The following is a 15,432-nucleotide window of genomic DNA, read 5'->3' on the forward strand; positions in this document are numbered from 1 at the left end:
TTTGTTGGGTCAGACTATCGGGCCATGTCCGCGTCTTGGGCGCGGGAGCGGCTACGGCGATTCGTGCGTTCGGGTTCTGCGTCTACTGTGTGCTCTTCACCCTGCAGCTGTTCCTTGGTCATGTGGTGCTGCGTATTGCCACTTGCCCAGGGGCCATAGCGGCTGGGTTCGCGTTCCCAGGCGGAACAGTCCAACACGGGCTGTTCGGCGGTACGGGTCCACTTGCCCCACCAGGAAGGTTTTCCGTCTTCCTTCTGCTTGTCTTGCTCGCTGAGGGCTTCGTAGGCGGGGTTGGGGGAACCGTCTTCGAGTGTCGCGAACACTTTGAACTGGTTCGGGCGAATGGCGATGAAGTGGGTGCCGTTCTCCTTGGTCTGAGAAAGGGCCTCGCGCATCGTGGTCGCGTTGTTCACCGGTCCGATGAAGTAGGTTTTGACTTCGCCGGTGTCCTTGTCGGTTTCTTGTTGGGCAAAGGCGGAGAAGTCGAACATCTTGTCCGGATGCTCGGGAGTGGAGATGCTTCCGGTGATGGCGGGCGCATTGGCATTCTTTGCGCGCCGGAAGTTCAAGTTCATTTTGAAGTTGCCCGTGGGGCGATTGATCGTCGTTTGGTCCATGTTTCTTCCTTTCGTCGTGGTTAGTGACGGAAGGAAGGGTCGGGTTATATGGATACACGGTCAATACAGCGCGCTTAAATACCAAGCACCTATGTATGCGACTGCTGGCGAATGAAGCAGCTACCTGTCTTGCTCCTTTTCTCGACGGGGTGTTGTTCCCGACGCCTTGAGTGCGGCTTCTTCCTTTTCGAACAGACGTTTTCGTAGGACGGGATCGGCCTTGATGAGCTCGAGCAGCTGCCGACGTTCGCGGGTGAGGTCTTGGAACCGCGTATCGATGCGCTTCTGGAGCTTGCGTTCGGTTTCCGGCGCGAAGAAGCGAGCCATCTTGATGCGGTTGGCATACGTGGCGAGCTTGGCGCGCTTCTTGTCGATCGTGTCGAGGCGGGCGAGGGGATCTGACATGGGCTTTGTTGTTAGAGTTGCACACTGCGTAAGCAAGGGGGATTCATTCTTGTAAGGTTCGCCTATAGGGTTCACCTGCCGCCGTTACGAGTGGCAGGGCTTCATAACCCTTTTCCCAAAATGCGAAGGTCGCGCGTCCGTCGCGCGGTTTGGCCATAAAATGCAATGGCTCGCTGTGCCGTGGCCAAGGGAAGGGAGATGCACATTCAGTAATCAGCGAACCAGACAGGCAGACCGGGAGTGGTATTGTATTTCTGTCGCGGATACTTCCCCGCGGCGGGGGCTTCATAAGCCTCTTCCCAAAGGTGGCCGGAGTCGATCCGGCCGGAAGGAAGTTGCCTGTCGGTTGTGGTTCGACCGGGAGGCAATACTTATGTCCAGGGCGTAAGCCTAAAGAGTGCGCGCCGAACCTTTGGGAACGGTTATGAACTCCCGGTCCTATTCTTGGATCACGGGCGGAACGCGGTTTGTGTGCTGCGGCATCGCCCTTTCGGAAGGGATGCGTGGGCGCGGATGAGTGAACAGATGCAATGCTTCTGGACGAGGGACATCGCTCGGGCGTGCGTTGACGGCGTTCAAGCGACTTGAAGCCGCTGGGCGAGATCGTGAAGCGGAAGCAATCTTGAACGGGATTGTAGATGGCATGTCTCCGGCCATGTGGGAGGCGCCGGTTAAGAGATCTGACCGTAGAGTTTGCGGAAGGCTGCTGAAGTATGCGGTGCGGCGCGCCGAAGAGGAGAACCGTCAGGTGCTCGAGGTGCTTGGAAAGACGATGGGCGGCGGTGACATTCATTGATGTCAGCAGTGTGATCAGGTGAGAAGGGAACTGCACCCTAGCGCGCGGAGATGCGTTGTTATTGGATTGCTGCGGTTCATTCGTCAATGTGGAGGGGATTGGCGTCATCATGATTGACTGCGCACTCCGCGATGTTATTGAACGACATTCCCCAATTCAGTGTTGGTGAAGCGGGCGGCAGGTAGGATCACGCTTTCCTAGGAGCAAATCCCGCCCGCCGCCCCCCGTCAATTTGCGCAAACGGTGGTCGCGAACGCGAAGGCTTACCAGGCCTCCGGGTAAGGACGGCGTTTGACAACGACGGGATCTCTAACTGTCAGCTTGTTCGGTTTCGATGGCGCCACACCGCTTCAGTCTACGCACCAGGCGTAATGCGGGGGTGCTTGGTGGGGAACGACAACAGGCCGATGGCGTCTCGGCTGCTCGGGAATTAAAGGTATAGGTAGCGAGTAATAAGGGCTGAGGTTGACCAAGGCGACGGTCTCCAGCTTATGGGTGTGTTGTTGAATATGTTCGCGGGTGTCGAAAACCCCTCTGTCCGCGCGGTACCCGATTTTGGGAAGGATAGCGGATAGAATGCTCCGTAAAAGCATTATTCCGTAGGCTGCGTCGCGCCGTGCCGTGGTGTTGCGGGAGTGCCACTTTTATTGACCGTGATGCGCCCTGCTTTCCTGCAATGAAATGCGGAGGAGGAAGCGCTACGCCTTCGAGAGGGCGGCTGCCGTTTCAATGACAAAGGTGTCGAATGGAAATCCAACGGCTTCTAGGAGCTCATCGTCAACCAGGGAGGCGAGGCGGGCGAGGATGGCGTTCCGGAATTGCTGGGGTTTGATGTCGTCGACGTCCTTGTGATGGGAAGTGATGGAGAACGCGATCGTGAAGGCGTGGTCGTAGCGCATGGCCGGTGCTTTCTTCAGTATGGTTCGGTGATGAAGCTGTTTTCGGTGACCTGCACCGTCAATCCTGTTTTGGCGTGATTGAGCAGGCGGAGGGTGTCAGCGGCGGTGCCGATGGGTTCCCCGAAGTCGTCGCCGCCCACGAGGTTGCGCGAGGTTTCCCACCAGTCATCGTCCTTTTCGGGATGACATCCTTCGGCGTAGACGATGGTGCGCGCGCCGACGGGCTGGGATGCACATGATGTAAACGCCCTGGTCGTGAACCAGCAAGAGCTCACTGTCTGTAGGTATGGCGGTGACAAGCTTCAGCAGCTGTTCTTTTTTGAATCTGAGCATGGGTGTCTCCTTTCAGTGCGATGAAGGTTTGGTGAGGGCAAGGCGGATGGATGGAGGAGCCATGCCCTTTTCCTCGCCGTCGATGAGAACGGTGCCGTCGTCGCGCATCGCGGCTTCGATGACTTCGTATCCGCAGTCCAAGGCGGCTTCGATGTCGCCGTAGCTGTCGGCATCTTCGATGAACTGGGTCAGGCGGTCCCGGATAAGGTCCGCAAGCTCCTGTTCGGCCGCGGTGCGGATGGGATACACGTCCGCGTGGTCTGTTTCATCCTCGGTGACGGTTCCAATGGACCAGCCCTCGCAGAGGGTGTTCACGGCAACGGCCCAGACGGTGACGATTGGTGGCATGGGTATTCTTTCATTGTGTTGGTTGGCCGGACTTTCTCTTGCGGACGCTTCCCGGCCGCTCTGTAAAATCCGTCCTCCGCCTCGTTGCGGCTGCATGGAAAAAAGCCCCGGCCGACGGCCGGGGCTGTTGGCTGATGAGGATGGGAGCGCTATCCCTCGCGGCCCGATTGTCCGGGCTTGGACGAAGCGCGGCAGTCAACAAGGCGGATGCCCTGCTGCTTGGCCTTGTCGGCGAGGTTGTCGGTGATCCCGTTTCCGGGGAACACGATGACCTCGGTGGGAGTAGCCTCGAGCATGCGGTCATTGCGCTTGAACGGGGCGGCGCGGTTATGCTTGTTCCATTCCGGCTCGAACCCGATCGCTTTCACGCCCTTGTTGCGGGCCCAGGTGATGGCCAGGTGATCGACGCCGGTCTTGGCGGCGCCATGCAGGAGCACCAAATCCGGATGGCGAGCCAGCGCGGCATCAAGCGCGGCGTAGACGGCCTTGTGATCCTGGAACTGCAGTCCGCCGGTGATGGCGATCTTAGTGCCGGCCGGGATGAGGACATTGGTCTCCGCGTGGCGCTTGGCGTTGAGGTAATCGCGGGAGTCGATCATGGCGGCGGTTTGCGCTTTGCGGTTGACCATGGACCCGGAACGGGGACGCCAGACCGAGCCGGTCTCGCTCTCGTACAATTCGGCGGCGGCATCGCGCATGTGCTCGAAGGCATTGCGGCGGTCCATGAGGGCGCGGCCCTTGTCGGTGAGGCGTTCGAGCTCCACGGAACGCACCTCGGAGCCATCCTGCTCCTCGATGGAAGAACGCTGCTGCGCTTCGTTGTCGTCCAGCATGCGCTGCACGCGGTCGACTTTGTGGTGGAGGGTGTTCACCAGCGACCACAGCATGTCGTCGATGTCGGGTTCGAGCGCGGTGTCCGCGAAGAGACCGGTGATCGAATTGAAGAGGGAGGCGACCGCACCCGTTAGCTGCTCGGGTTCCGGGATGGGGCGGTATTCGGGCTCGTCCGCTGTGGGGCGGTGCCCGTAGAGCGCCAAGTTATCCGCAACCCGCGCCGTGGCGGTGACCGAGGGATAGCCGGAACGGCGGAAGGATGAATTGTAGGACATGGGTTGATTTCCGTTGTTGGTTTCGGAGACCGGTGACCCTCACCGGCCTTTCCGGCGGGCTCTAAGCCGGAGGCGCGGACGGGCAGCACCGCGCCAACACCGGCGCGGCCGTAGCGAAGCGGAGGACGGCCAGGCGGCGACTATTTTGGTTCGCGATGCAAAGGGCCGTAGGCCCGGCGGAAAATAGTCGGCCGCCGCCGTTGCGCCCGGCCCCGCCTCTGGCCTGCTCCGCCTCTCAGAAAGGCCAGGGGTGTCACTACGAACGGCAATCAACGGAAACCCTGCCTCCACTCCATCCTTCCCTTTCCGGGAAACCCGCGCGGACACGGATGGTGTGGATGCCTGCAAGCGATGGTACGGCGCGAGGTAGCGGCGCAGTGGCCCCGCATCGCTTTGCCGAGATAGCGGACGTCGTAGCGGTGCTCCACCATCGCCACGCCCGTGCGCGGTTCCTGGCATGAGCATCCAGAAACCGATGCAAGTCCTTGCAGGCGAATAGAGGGGCCAAGACTCTCCGATCTGAGCGCCTCGGAAAACTTTAGTGATCGGTCTCTGTGAAGGCCAATCTCAGAGCTATCCGAGTTCGAGCAATTGCAGAGAATAACGGGTACAAATCGTCTGACGGGCGGTTGTAAACAGAAGACTTTTTTAGGTATGGGATCGCTGACGTTGTGAGAGTTGTGACGTGGGGGTGACGATGAAGGCTGGCGTGCTGGCTCTGGTTGGGGTGTTGGCGTTGTTGATGGCGGGGTGCGATGGAGATTTCCCTCAGTACAAGAAACCATGGCCCTGGGAACGTGAAGTGGACGCCGTCGAGCGCTACGTGCGCAGTTATGTGCGGTTCGTTGAACTCACATTCAATGATTTCGAAGTGTACGCGGAGAATGTCTTGAACGGCCGACCGGTGTCCGCGTCTCGCTTCGACCGCGTGTTGGCTATCCCTGCCAATGACCGCAACCTCTACGCGGTGCTCAGCAAGGTCATGGAGACCCCGCAGGCGGCCTATCTATCGGATCAGGACAAGGTCTACCTTGACCGCATCGTTGAAGCACTGAGCGACGAACTGAAAAACCGCAGGAAGGCCATGGTGGCGAAGGTGCGTGCCATCAAGGCGACCGATGAAGCGCAGGTCTCGATTTCCGAGCTGGAAAACGCGTTCCACGGGATGGGCGATTTCATTCGGCACGTGAAGACGATGGACGACATCGAGACGGCTGTCTTCGCCCAGGCCATCAAGAAGAGGGTGCAGGCGATGCAGCTCGAGGAGACCATCATTAAGACCATCCTGGAGCGCCCCGAGGGCTACCGCAAAGAGTACGAGTTGAGGAAGACGGAGATCTCGGGGGCCATGTACGATGCCGCCGAGGACTACGTGAAGAACAGAATGCCCCCGCTCAAGGGGAACGCAACCGGTGCCTTCCAGATGTTTCTGGCGTCCGAGGCTGCCTACGGACTCGATGGATATGTCAACACGTCACTGGACCGCAAGGGCTACTATGCCGTGCTTCCGGACGACGAAGAAGATGCGTTCCGCGAGAGACTGAGGAAGGCCCTCAAAGTAAAAGCGCAGGAGCCGGGCTAGTCTTATGCCGCACAAGGTTGGTACCCTTCAGGGTAGATAAATTTGCAAAGCCGGCAGAGATGACCCGTGCCGATGAATAGATAAAGGGCCACTCCCTTGCGGAAGTGGCCCCCGGTAGTCGTCTGCTAAGCTGACGCAGTTTCAGCGTTCTGCGTGAGGAAGGCCGGAAGCACTTCGGATTCGTCGGCGCCCTCGCGGTCGTCCTCGTTATCCGTGGCATTTGAAGGAGCTGCGACCCGCAACGGTTCGGGTAACCAGCCCTTGCCGTCAATCAACCGCTCGGCTTCCTTGGCCATCGCTTCCTTTTTGAGGTGGGCGATGAGGGCCCGCGTTTCGGCGCCGGTCGCTTCCGTGACGGCCTCAAGGATGCGGTCCTTGGAGACGCGGGATAGGTAGTTCTCGGCGGTCGTATTCCACCCTTCCTTGACCATGGTGGTGTCGAGCGCGCGGAACAGGTCATGCGCGTGCGCAACGGAATCGGCACTCCGCAGATGGGCGGAGATTGTCGCGTTCACGGACAGGCTGGCGAGGTGGGCGAAGAGCTGCTGCAACGTGGTGTGCTCCATCGCAAGCAGCGCACTCCAAAGGTCGGCACTGCTTTTGGGGAGCATTTTCCTCCAAGCGGCATCGCGATCCTTGACCGCCTTCATCGGCCCCCATTCCGCGAGGCCGGGTGCCTTCATCGGGAACATGGTGTCCATCTTCAGCTGGAGGCAGGTCTTACCGTGGCTGAAGGTGTAGAAGTGCGACATGGCGTAGGCGTGCACGACGGATGTGAACGCAATGCTGAAGTCCTGCGCCATCGCATTGCGGAGCGCAACGGTTCGAAACGCGGTGAGGTCTTCCATAAGCGCCGCCGACAGCGGTCGGGAAGCATTCTCATCGTCGTCACCGGCATGGGGCGAAGCAGCCTGACCATTGGCTGTTTCTTCGTCCGCGTTATCGGCGCTTTCATCAGCGGCACCGTCGTCCTTGATGAAACCCGCATCGATTTCAAGATGACCCATGTGGTTGATGGAGAGGAACACCCCGGCACGCGCCATGTCGTCTTCAGCGAACACGGGCTGTTTTTCTTCAATGGCGGATACCTCAGCCTGAAGTTCATCGCGGCGTGCATCCTGCTCGTCGGTGAGTTCATCCAACGCGTCAAGCTGTTCGATTTCTGCGTTCAGCTTGTCGAGGCGCTTCTGCTCTTTGGCGGAAAGCGGAGCATCTTCGCCGATGACGCGCTCAAGACCCCATTTGGCGTCATGGGGGATGGCAACGGCGGCATCGACCCATTTCCAGCCCTTCGCCCGGTAGCCTTCGGCAACGGAAGCAAGCTTGTCGCTGACCAACGTGTTCAACAGTTCCACATCCTTGAGGTAGCCCTGATCGGTGGTGCTGAACAGGTCGCGCTCCACATGCCCGCCGGCCTTCTCGTAAACATCAAGGCCGATGAACTTGACCCGCTTGTCGGTGGAGGGAACGGTGTCTTCGGTCAGGGCGCGGCGGATGTCTTGCGCATCGTTGTTCCAGTTGCCCTGCAGGCGTTCGAACACGGACTCCTGGCGGGCGTGGTCGTCGATGACGCAATAGGCCATCAGCTGCTCGAGGTCGATCTCGTCGTCCCGGTATGCCTGCAGGAGGAGCGGGCTCGCCACGGCAAGGCGCAGGCGCTGACGGACGAAGGCGATGCTGACCCGGTGCGTGGTGGAGATTTCTGTTTCGGATTTCCCCGCATCGATCATGCGCTTGAAGGCGCGGAACTCGTCGATGGGGTGCATGGATTCGCGCTGGGTGTTCTCGACATAGCTGTCGTCTTCCGCAATCCCGTCCGTCTTGATGACACAGGGAATGGGCTTGTCGGCGGAGATGCGCTTTTGCTTCAGAAGAAGTTCAAAGGCCCGGAAGCGGCGCCCACCGGCATGCACCTCATACTGTTCTGTAGCGGTTTCATCCCCTGAAACGCTAAGCCTTACCCCCAGCGACTGGATGAGGCCGTGAGTGGCGATGCTTTCCGCGAGCTCCTTGATGGTTTCCTTGTCGTAGATGGTGCGGACGTTCTTTTCGCTCAACCGCAACTGGTTGAACGGAATGTCCATCGCCCGGGTTACGGGAATGGGTGTGTGTGCGCCCTTTGCGCGGCGTGGTTTGCTGTTTGACATGGTGACAGTCTCCGTTGGGTTCCGGCGGTTGGGGGAAGCCTCTCTTCCTGCCCATGGCCGCCTTCGCCCTTCGTCACCCGGCTCTCCCTCTCATTGTCGGGTGCACCAACGGAGATGACATGAATAACCCGGCCGCCCCCTTTGATGGAAATTATCGAGTGTTTCTATTTCTCAAATAGATATCGATTTACGTGCACATAAAATGCACAAATAGAAAAGCAATAACTGCGAAATGAATAGCATTTCCGTGGTTGTTGTCGAGGGATGCAATTTTCGACGTGTCGTTCGTGAAGGCGCAAAATTGTTTGGGTGGTCTCCTTTCTAACTGCGGACTCCAGGTGAACTTGACGACTATGATCTCAACGGGCCTATCAACCTCCGGTCCTATTCATCCATACAAGCGGCTGTCGAGCTGGCGGTCAATTCAGAGTGGCGCTGGATCTGAAAGCGTTACAAACGCAGCGAAACTAGCGCGCGGCGGCCATGGAGGCGCGGAAGCGCAGCAGTGCATAGCCGAAGAGGGCGGCGCCGATCGACGCGATCGCTAGGAGCTGCGGCCAAACGATATCGAGCCCCGCCCCGCGCAAAAGAACAGCCTGCGCGAATGTGGTGTAGTGCGTCGAGGGCGACGTCAGCATGACCGCGCGCAGCCACTCCGGCATTGCCTCGAGAGGCGTCACGCCGCCCGAGAGCATGTTCATCACAACGAAAAACGGGATCGCGAGCAGTCCGAACTGCGGCATCGACCGCGCCACGGTGGCGAGCGTGATGCCGAAACTGGTCATGGCAAACAAAAAGGCTGCCGTGCCGAGCGCGAACAGCGCCAGGGAACCGTTGATCTCGACGCCCAGGAAGATTTTGACGACGATGGTGAGCGAAACGAGGACAGCTGCAAGGATGACGATGCCGTTCGCCCACACTTTGGCGAGCATGATCTGGTTCGGCGTCACCGGCATTACCAGTAGGTGCTCGATGGTGCCGTGCTCGCGCTCGCGGATAACGGCCGCTCCAGCCAGGATCATCGACAGCATGGTGACGTTGTTGATGATCTGCATGATGGCGGTGAACCAGCTCGATTCCAGGTTCGGATTGAAGCGTGAGCGCACGACCACGGCGATGGGATTTGTTGCGTCGCTGTCGCGTTCGAGGAACGACAGCACCTCGCCTGAGAGGATGCTTTGCACGTACGTGGTGCCGTTGCCGGCCAGCGTCATGGCGGTCGCGTCAACGCTGATCTGAACGGTGGGAGTGCGGCCGGCCAGAATGTCGGCCTCGAATTTGGGCGGGATGTCGACGACGAACGCCTGGCGTCCGCTGTCGAGCGCGTCATCGATCTCGGCGTGAGACAGCGGTTGCGGCGGCTTGAAGTAGGGCTTGAGCAGCGCAGCCGTGAACTGGCGCGACAGGTTCGATTGATCCTCGTCCACGACGCCAATCGAAGCGTTGCGGACCTCGGTCTTGACGCCGTTAGCGACGGTGTAGATGGCGATGGTGAAGGTGTAGAGGATGAGAAACACCATCACTGGGTCGCTGCGGAGGCTATACAGCTCCTTAATCCCGAGGCGGAAAATGTTGTCGAGCGCGCGCGGCATGTCACGTCTCCTGGCGCTTGAGCAACAGGGCCGCTGCGCCCAGGAATAGGACGCAGAAGGCGGCAAGGGCGAGGTGGTTTGGGTAGAGCGCCCCGATGTCCTGCGCCTTGCTGAAGACGCCCGAACTGATGCGCTGGAAGTAGAGCGCGGGGAAGAGCTGTCCGATCACGCGTGCGCCACCCTCGAGCGTCGAAACCGGATACATCATCCCTGAGAAATTGACGGTCGGGATCATGACCAGAATTGCGGAGCCGAAGATGGCCGCGATCTGGGACCGCACGAAGCTCGAAACCACGAGGCCGAGAGCCGTGGCCGCGAGGCAATATAGGAGCGCGCCCAAGGCGAGGGCGAAAAAGCTGCCGCTGATCGGAACGCCGAAGCCGAGTGTGATCAGCAATACGAGCAATATGAAGCTGAAGAGACCGAGGGCCACATACGGAAGCTGCTTTCCGACCAGGAATGCGAACTTGGAGACCGGCGCCGCATAGAGATTGGTGATCGATCCGAGTTCCTTCTCGCGCACGATGCCGAGAGCCGTCAGCATGGTCGAAAACATGATCAGCAGCAGCATCAGCACGCCGGGCGAAATGGCGTTGAGGCTCAGGAAGGCCTGATTGTAGCGAAAGCGGGTCTCGATGCTCATCGGCGAGAGGGAGGCAACATCAAGCCCCTCGCGCCGGGCGAGATCGCTAACGTAGGCTGAGAGCACGCCTTGGACATATCCGCGGGTGGTCTCGGCACGAAAGGTGTTGGCTCCGTCGAGAACGACGCCGAGTTCCGGCTGTCGCCCGCGCAAGAGATCGCGACCGAAATTCGGGGGGATCATGAGGGCGACGCGGAGTTTTCCCGATTTGAGGCGGCTCTCTATCTCGTCCTGGCTCTGCAGAGGAGGCTGCTCCTCGAAGTAGCGTGACCCCGAGAAAGCTTGCAGAAGCGTGCGGCTCTCGAGCGATTGATCGCCGTCGAGCACTGCATACTCGACGTTTTCGATGTCGAAGGAAATGCCGTAGGCCATGGCAACGGCCAGGATCAGCGGGCCGACAAGGGCAAAGGCGATGCGGATAGGGTCTCGGATCAGCTCGAGAGCTTCGCGACGTGTGAATGCCCAGAGCTTACCCACCTCATGCAGACGGCTTTTTGGTGCCCGGATTGATGGGTCTGGAGACGGCACTTCGTCGGGCGGCGATTGGGCCGTGCTGTCCGAAACCACGCTGTCGCCCGCCTGTGCTTTCTCAATGAGCGCGATAAAGGCCTCCTCCAGCGAACCCTGGTGCGCGCTGGCGATTGCGGCCGGCGTATCAATTGCGAGAAGGCGTCCGGCATGCATCAGAGAGACGCGGTCGCAGCGCTCGGCCTCGTTCACGAAGTGAGTGGAAAGGAAAATCGTCACGTTCTCTTCGCGGGACAGGCGAACGAGCTGCTCCCAGAAGCGGTCGCGCGCGATCGGATCGACGCCGGATGTCGGCTCGTCGAGGATCAGCACTTCGGGTTTATGCAACACGGCGGTTGCCAGCTGCAGGCGCTGCCGCACACCGAGAGGGAGGGCATCCGGCAAAGCGTCCGCGACATCGTCGAGGTCATAGCGTTTGAGGATTTCGGCCACGCGCGGCTCGATGGCATTCGGCCTCAGATGAAATAGACGCGCATGCAGGATGAGGTTCTGACGCACGGTGAGCTCGCCATAGAGCGAGAACGACTGCGACATGTAGCCAACGCGCTTGCGGGTCTCCAAGTCGGCGGCGTCCGCGGGTTGGCCAAAAAGGCGAGCGGTGCCTGACGTGGCTTGCAGGAGACCGGTCAGGATCTTCATCGTCGTGGTCTTGCCGCAGCCGTTGGAGCCGAGGAAGCCGAAGATTTCGCCGCGTTCGATGCGCAGAGAGACGTCGTCGACGGCGACGAAGTCGCCGAATTTCAGGGTGAGGTTCTGCGCCTCGATCGCGGCAGCGGCCGCACCCGCCTGTCGCGGCGGCACGATGATTTTCGTGGTGTCGTTCCGGCGTGCATCAGGCAGGAGAGCGACGAACGCATCCTCCAGCGATGCCGAACCGGTACGCGCGAGTATTTCCGGGCTGCTACCCTCAGCAAGTATAGCGCCGGCGTCCATGGCGATTAGGTGATCGAATTCCGCCGCCTCTTCCATGTAGGCCGTGGCCGTGACGACGCTCATTCCCGCATTGCGCTCTCGTATGCGCCCGATCAGCTTCCAGAACTGCCGCCTGGCCAATGGATCGACACCCGTCGTGGGCTCGTCGAGAATGAGCAGCTCGGGATCGTGCACGAGAGCGCAGCAGAGCGACAGCTTCTGCTTCATGCCGCCGGAAAGCTTGCCGGCTGGGCGGTCGAGAAAGGGCTCGAGCCCGGTGCTTCGTGCGAGCTCTTCGATGCGCTGGCGGCGTTCTGCCTCGCCTTGGCCGAAAAGACGCCCGAAGAAGTCGATGTTCTCAGCGACCGACAGTGTGGGATAGAGGTTTCTGCCGAGCCCTTGCGGCATGTAGGCGATGCGGGGATAGGCAGACCGCCGGTGCCGGGCCGAGCGCATATCGCCGTCGAGCGCCGTGACGGTCCCGTCCTGAATGCGTCGAACACCCGCGACGAGTGCCAACAGCGAGGATTTGCCTACGCCATCCGGGCCGACGAGACCGGTCGTGCGTCCGGAAGGGATATAGACGGTGACATCCCGCAGCGCCATCCGCTCCCCGTAACGGTGAGTCACCGAGACGAGCGAGGCTACAGCGTCATTCATTGCGGGAGCTTCACGTCGAGGCGCGTCGGCCACTGCGCGTCTTGACTTAACTTGAGGTAGGCGACGCCGGGAACGCCGGTCTTTACGATGTTGGCGTGCGCTTTGAGAATCTCTGGCGGAAGCGCGACCTTGACGCGGAACATGAGCTTCTCACGTTCAATTTTCGTCTCGACATATTTGGGCGTGAACTGCGCTTCCGACGCGACGAACGTGACGTTTGCCGGCACGACGTATTGCGGAGCGGCATCGAAGATGATGCGGGCTTCGTCGCCGAGCCTGAGCCGGCCGGCTTCGCTCGTAGGGAGAAACACGGTCATGTAGACGTCGGTGAGGTCGAGGAGCGTGAGCACGCGACCGCCTGCGGCTAGCACCTCGCCCGGCAGCGCCAGCCGGTATTCGATGCGACCGCTTCTCGGTGCTTTGAGCGTGTAGTCTGCAATGTCGACCTTGAGGCGATGGATCCGTGCCTCTGCCGCTTCGATGGCGGCCTTGGAGACCGCGACCTGGGCGTTGGCGGCATTGATGGCGGCCTCCGCCGTGCGCTTGGCGGACTGTCGCTGATCGACCGTCTCCTGAGGCGTGAAACCCTTGCCGACGAGTTCCAGTGATCGCTCGAGCTGTAGTCCGGCAAGCGTCAACTCGCTGTTGCGCTGGGCCACGAGCGCGTTGGATTGATCGAGTTGCTGCTCGGCCTGCCGCTTGGCGGCTTCAGCCTCTTTGAGCTGTGCGTTGATCTCGGCGGTGTCGAGCTTTGCGAGCACCTGTCCGGATTCGACGACATCGCCCTCTTTGACCAGCACCGACTCGAGCCGGCCCGCAAATTTCGTCGCTATGTCGATGCGTTCCGCCTCGATACGTCCGTTTGTCTTTGCAAATCCCTGGGGTGGATCGCCAGCGCCACTCGACGTCCACAACCAGACGCCAAGTAATACCAAAATGAAGCCACCAGCGGCGTAAAGCATCCGGCGTGAGATCATTGCATTCAGTCCTGCATCACGTAGGTGCCGGGTGCATCACCCATGGGATAAAGCCCGGCCATCTCTGCGCCCATCTGAGGCGGGCCGACCTGTGCGCCCGAGCGTTCGAGGAGCCAGGTGGTCCACTCCGGCCACCATGAGCCGTTTTTCGTCGGAGTGCTGGCAGCCCAGGTGTCAGGGGCCGTGTAATGGTCCAGATGCGACTTGGTCTGGACCTGATAGGTGCGTCCGTTGTGGCCGGGCTCGGAAACGATGCCGGCATTGTGGCCGCCGGAGGTGAGCAGGAACGTCACGTTGCTGTCCGTCAGGAGGTGGATCTTGAAGACCGAACGCCACGGCGCCACGTGGTCGCGCTGGGTGCCGACCGCGAAAATGGGAACGCGGATGTCCGTCAGAGCAACCGGCTTTCCGCCGACACGATAGCGCCCCTCCGATAGTTCATTGTCGAGGAACATGCGGCGCAGATACTCGGAATGCATGCGGTACGGCATGCGCGTCGCATCAGCGTTCCAAGCCATGAGGTCGTTCATGGGCGCCCGCTCGCCCATGAGGTAGTCATGGATCATCCTTGACCAAATGAGATCGTTGGAGCGCAAAAGCTGGAAGGCACCGGCCATCTGCTTCGTGTCGAGGAAGCCCTGTTCCCACATGGTGTCTTCAAGGAATGACAGCTGGCTCTCGTTGATGAACAGCATCAGCTCGCCGGCTTCGGAGAAATCAGTCTGAGCCGCAAGCAAAGTCATCGATTGAAGGCGATCGTCTCCGTCGCGAGCCATGGCCGCGGCGGCGGTCGCGAGCAGGGTCCCTCCGAGGCAATAGCCGACCGCATGTATTTTCGACTTCGGCAGGACGGCGCTCACGGCGTCGAGCGCGGCCATGATGCCAAGGGTGTTGTAGTCCTGCATTCCGAGGTCGCGATCGTCGGGGTCCGGGTTTTTCCATGAGATCATGAAAACCGTGAAGCCCTGATTGGTGAGGTGGCGCACGAGTGAATTGTGCGGCGAGAGATCGAGGATGTAATATTTCATGATCCAGGCCGGGATGATGAGGATCGGCTCTGGCCGGACTTTGTCTGTCGTGGGTGCGTACTGAATGAGCTCAATCAGCCGGTTGCGGAAGATCACCTTTCCGGGCGAGATTGCGACGTTGCCGCCGACCGTGAATTCCTCCGTGCCAACGGGCTTTGCGCCGCTGATTGCACGTTCCCAATCTTCGACAAAGTTCTGCCAGCCTCTGAGGAGGTTCATGCCGCTTTCTTCTACGGACTTGCGCAGAACTTGCGGGTTGGTGGCTATGAAGTTGGCCGGCGAGAACATGTCAAGAAGCTGGCGCGAGGCGAACTCGACGACGCGCTCATGCTGGGCGGTGACGCCGCGGACGCCTGTCGTAGCGTTGTGCCACCACTGCTGATGCAACAAAAAGCTCTGGTAAAGGAATGTGTACGGCCACTGCTGCCATTCCTTACTGGCGAAGCGGCGGTCAATCGGAAGTGGCTCAATGCACGGCTGCGCGGTGGTGTCGGTACCGGAGAGCATGCACTGAGACATGTGACGTGCGAGACGGATGGACTTGCGGACCGCCTTCTCGACAAGTTGTGTTTGCTTGCCGGGCGAGCTTGCCAGGTGGATCATCCAATCGAGATAGGCTTCCGTCAGCGCTGCGGGAGAGAGACCGGCCGTCAGCCGCGAGACCGCGGCATGGAGCGATCGATCGACGACATCACTAAGGGCTGTCGACGCATAGGAGTCGCGCTCGAAGGGCCATGAATTCGCGCCACTGCACGCTTGTGGTGATAACGCCGGTGGGCGGGATGGTTTTGGTGCTGGCGCGTTAGGCTCAACTCTGTGGGGCAACGCCGCTTTTGCGGTGCGGGGCGACTGCATC

General features: G+C 60.3%; 13 protein-coding genes. 2 read left to right on the plus strand and 11 right to left on the minus strand.

The window, feature by feature from the left end; all coding sequences use genetic code 11:
- Positions 1-14: 14 nt before the first annotated feature.
- Positions 15-617: a hypothetical protein gene (locus VHO05_RS12375; RefSeq protein WP_329646882.1), complete on the minus strand. Its 603-nt coding sequence runs from the start codon at positions 615-617 to the stop codon at positions 15-17.
- A 120-nt stretch (positions 618-737) separates the two neighbouring features.
- Positions 738-1,022, minus strand: a complete 285-nt coding sequence (locus VHO05_RS12380) for a hypothetical protein (protein WP_329646883.1) — start codon at positions 1,020-1,022, stop codon at positions 738-740.
- Positions 1,023-1,644: 622 nt separating this feature from the next.
- On the opposite strand from VHO05_RS12380, the gene VHO05_RS12385 reads away from it, so the two are divergent.
- Positions 1,645-1,818: a hypothetical protein gene (locus VHO05_RS12385; RefSeq protein WP_329646884.1), complete on the plus strand. Its 174-nt coding sequence runs from the start codon at positions 1,645-1,647 to the stop codon at positions 1,816-1,818.
- A gap of 698 nt (positions 1,819-2,516) precedes the next feature.
- Here VHO05_RS12385 and VHO05_RS12390 read toward each other — a convergent pair.
- From VHO05_RS12390 to VHO05_RS12405, 4 genes are all read right to left on the minus strand, one after another.
- Positions 2,517-2,717, minus strand: a complete 201-nt coding sequence (locus tag VHO05_RS12390; RefSeq protein ID WP_329646885.1) for a hypothetical protein — start codon at positions 2,715-2,717, stop codon at positions 2,517-2,519.
- Positions 2,718-2,731: 14 nt separating this feature from the next.
- On the minus strand, positions 2,732-2,992 hold the full coding sequence (locus VHO05_RS12395; protein ID WP_329646886.1) for a DUF3085 domain-containing protein: 261 nt from the start codon (positions 2,990-2,992) through the stop codon (positions 2,732-2,734).
- Positions 2,993-3,062: 70 nt separating this feature from the next.
- On the minus strand, positions 3,063-3,398 hold the full coding sequence (locus VHO05_RS12400) for a hypothetical protein (protein WP_329646887.1): 336 nt from the start codon (positions 3,396-3,398) through the stop codon (positions 3,063-3,065).
- Positions 3,399-3,547: 149 nt separating this feature from the next.
- Entirely contained in the window at positions 3,548-4,507 is a 960-nt protein-coding gene (locus VHO05_RS12405) for a DUF2493 domain-containing protein (RefSeq protein ID WP_329646888.1), read from the minus strand.
- A 685-nt stretch (positions 4,508-5,192) separates the two neighbouring features.
- On the opposite strand from VHO05_RS12405, the gene VHO05_RS12410 reads away from it, so the two are divergent.
- Positions 5,193-6,089 (plus strand): hypothetical protein, encoded by an 897-nt coding sequence (locus VHO05_RS12410; RefSeq protein ID WP_329646889.1) that lies wholly within the window; start codon positions 5,193-5,195, stop codon positions 6,087-6,089.
- A gap of 125 nt (positions 6,090-6,214) precedes the next feature.
- Here VHO05_RS12410 and VHO05_RS12415 read toward each other — a convergent pair whose 3' ends face one another.
- The 5 genes from VHO05_RS12415 to VHO05_RS12435 form a co-directional block, all read right to left on the minus strand.
- Positions 6,215-8,236 (minus strand): ParB/RepB/Spo0J family partition protein, encoded by a 2,022-nt coding sequence (locus VHO05_RS12415; protein ID WP_329646890.1) that lies wholly within the window; start codon positions 8,234-8,236, stop codon positions 6,215-6,217.
- 467 nt (positions 8,237-8,703) lie between these two features.
- On the minus strand, positions 8,704-9,828 hold the full coding sequence (locus tag VHO05_RS12420) for an ABC transporter permease (RefSeq protein WP_329646891.1): 1,125 nt from the start codon (positions 9,826-9,828) through the stop codon (positions 8,704-8,706).
- Position 9,829: 1 nt separating this feature from the next.
- Entirely contained in the window at positions 9,830-12,571 is a 2,742-nt protein-coding gene (gene rbbA / locus VHO05_RS12425) for a ribosome-associated ATPase/putative transporter RbbA (RefSeq protein ID WP_329646892.1), read from the minus strand.
- On the minus strand, positions 12,568-13,548 hold the full coding sequence (locus tag VHO05_RS12430; protein ID WP_329646893.1) for an HlyD family secretion protein: 981 nt from the start codon (positions 13,546-13,548) through the stop codon (positions 12,568-12,570). Before VHO05_RS12430 ends, rbbA begins: the two co-directional genes overlap by 4 nt.
- Positions 13,549-13,553: 5 nt before the next feature.
- On the minus strand, positions 13,554-15,431 hold the full coding sequence (locus VHO05_RS12435; protein WP_329646894.1) for a PHA/PHB synthase family protein: 1,878 nt from the start codon (positions 15,429-15,431) through the stop codon (positions 13,554-13,556).
- Between the last annotated feature and the right edge of the window lies 1 nt (position 15,432).

This window comes from Hyphomicrobium sp. (genome assembly GCF_036262015.1).
In the GTDB taxonomy this organism is placed as follows: domain Bacteria; phylum Pseudomonadota; class Alphaproteobacteria; order Rhizobiales; family Hyphomicrobiaceae; genus Hyphomicrobium_C.